The 2,264-nt window shown below is 32.0% G+C and carries 2 protein-coding genes; one reads left to right on the top strand and one right to left on the bottom strand.

What is annotated here, in order from left to right:
* The first annotated feature begins 155 nt into the window (after positions 1 to 155).
* On the top strand, positions 156 to 947 hold the full coding sequence (locus B5P40_RS31975; RefSeq protein ID WP_002139383.1) for a sulfotransferase family 2 domain-containing protein: 792 nt from the start codon (positions 156 to 158) through the stop codon (positions 945 to 947).
* 93 nt (positions 948 to 1,040) lie between these two features.
* Here the strand turns inward: B5P40_RS31975 and B5P40_RS31970 are convergent, their stop codons facing one another.
* A complete protein-coding gene (locus tag B5P40_RS31970; RefSeq protein WP_016093471.1) occupies positions 1,041 to 1,961 on the bottom strand; it encodes a DMT family transporter in 921 nt (306 codons plus the stop codon).
* Positions 1,962 to 2,264: the final 303 nt, after the last annotated feature.

The following is a 2,264-nucleotide window of genomic DNA, read 5'->3' as shown; positions in this document are numbered from 1 at the left end:
TTGTTGCTATCGGCGACTTGTCTTATATTACACCCCTATATAATAATAGTCAACATTTCTTTTTCATTTTCTACAAAAAAAATTCCACACACTCATACCTCATCTTTATTTTACATATGTATATATAATCAAGATACATGAAAGGAGTGCATCAATTGTTGGATCCTTCCTTATTACACATCATTAGTACTAATGCAAGAAGCCCACACTATCATAGAAACTTTCCTCTCATTCTATTTTGGAGTCAAAAAAGTGGTTGTACTTCCCTTGCTAAGTGGTTTTTTTACCAGATTGATTTATTACAAACAGCTTTAAACTATCACCCCTTCATCCATAATTTCGAATATGAAATATACAAAAGTACACCGGCCTATAATATACGGCTGAGTGTAGCACTACGAGATAAACAAAAGGAAACTTTCAAACTGGTTCGCAATCCGTTTAGAAGAGCAGTCAGTTCTTTCGTGTCCTTAATTGCACCTCCTTATGTAGAAAATGAAGAATGGAAACCCATTCGAAAGTTTTTATATCAAAATGAAAATTCTCCTAAAGGAATCTCATTCAAACAATTTTTATACTACCTATTTACTAAAGGTGCTCATGCAAATGATATTAACGCTCACTTTACACAACAATATATAGCAGGTGAAGAAGAGTATGTAACCAATTATATATACTTAGAAAATTTCGATCAGGAAATGAAAGAATTAGAAAAACGTTTCGAATTAAAACCTGCACCGATAAATGAGTTTTCAACATCATGGCATCATCAAACCCCTGCCATGATTTATAAAGGGAATTTCAGCGATGCCGATATTACTGATCCTTTATTCCCTCGTCACCCGACTTTTGAAAGCTTTTATGATGATGAATGTATACAGCTCGTCAAAACAATATTTCAAAAAGATTTCGATACATATAGATATAACAAAGAATATCCCTACTAATTTAAGTCCATTATCTTCGCTAAATATAAAAAGATACCTTATACATATATATGAGGTATCTTTTTAACATTTAAACTATATAAAACATACAATTTAACAGTCCCTACTATCCATTTTATTACCCTTTAATAGATTACGTAACTTTTGCTTATCCGCCCATCCTACTCCAATTAAAACTAGACTCCCTCCCATTATTATCTTCCATGTCAGAGATTCATTTAATAGGATAATTGAAGTAATGATACTTATTAACGGCAATCCATTTAAGTACAGTCCACTTATTGATGCTGAGACCGTCTCTAGCGCTTTATTCCAGAACCAATATGCTAAAATTGTTGCCCCAATAACAAGGTATACTACACTAAATCCAATCTTCCATGTTTCGATTTTTGGGAAACCGTAGTAAAAAATTTCTATCATTGCAAATGGCAACACAATAGCTGCACCTATCATTAGTGTTACTGTAGTGAAAACTTTATTAGATAAACGTCGTTCTTGTTTTGGCCGTTTTAACAAAACTGTGTAGAACGCAAATAAAAAGGTACTTAATAAAATAAGTATATCTCCTATTAAAGACACCTCTTGATTAGTATCGCTAGATGGAATTGTAATAAAGAGCACTCCTATAGCGCCCAACATAATTCCGATCCAATAATCCATCTGAATTTTCTCTTTCAGAAAGAACGCTGAAAAAAGAATTGTAACTAATGGCAATGCAGCATCAATAATACTAACATGTAATCCACTTGTTAAAGAAATACCATAGGATGTGAACATAAAGTACCCAGCTACACCAGTAAAAGACAGTAAACTCATTCTTTTCCACGGAATATGTTTATGTATAACTGCTTTTTGTAGTTCGTTAAATGAGAAAAGCATACAAATCCCACCCGCAAAGAAAAGACGAATAAATAACAAAGTAAACGGTTGAATGGATTCTAATGCCCATTTCGTTGGTGCAATGGCTGTTCCCCATAATATAACAGCCACTAATAACATGCATATTTCTTTCATAATCCCCCACACCCATCAAAAAATATATGTTAACTACCTTAATTATAGATTTTTTCTTAGGTAAAATCCTTTAAAACCACAAAAAGGTTATGCGAAAAATAGCCATCCAGCTCTTTTTTACATAACCTTTTCATATTAAATCAAAACATTATTGTTCATTCGACAACTAAATTAACATAAAAAGGCAATCCTTACCTTCAATTTATATTTAAACGTATTACTTTATCATCCGAATTTTATTTTATACCGTTTCTATTTCATTCTTTTTTTCATCTTCAGGGTTATTAAATTTATGGATTTTAA

The organism is Bacillus sp. SRB_8 (assembly GCF_003264205.1).
Taxonomy (GTDB): domain Bacteria; phylum Bacillota; class Bacilli; order Bacillales; family Bacillaceae_G; genus Bacillus_A; species Bacillus_A mycoides.
Note: the sequence above shows the minus strand (reverse complement) of the source record. Positions and strands in the feature narration are given on the sequence as shown.

Excerpts from the sequence above, each read along its gene's own strand:
- B5P40_RS31970 (WP_016093471.1), bottom strand. The coding sequence starts at position 1,961 with ATGAAAGAAATATGCATGTTATTAGTGGCTGTTATATTATGGGGAACA.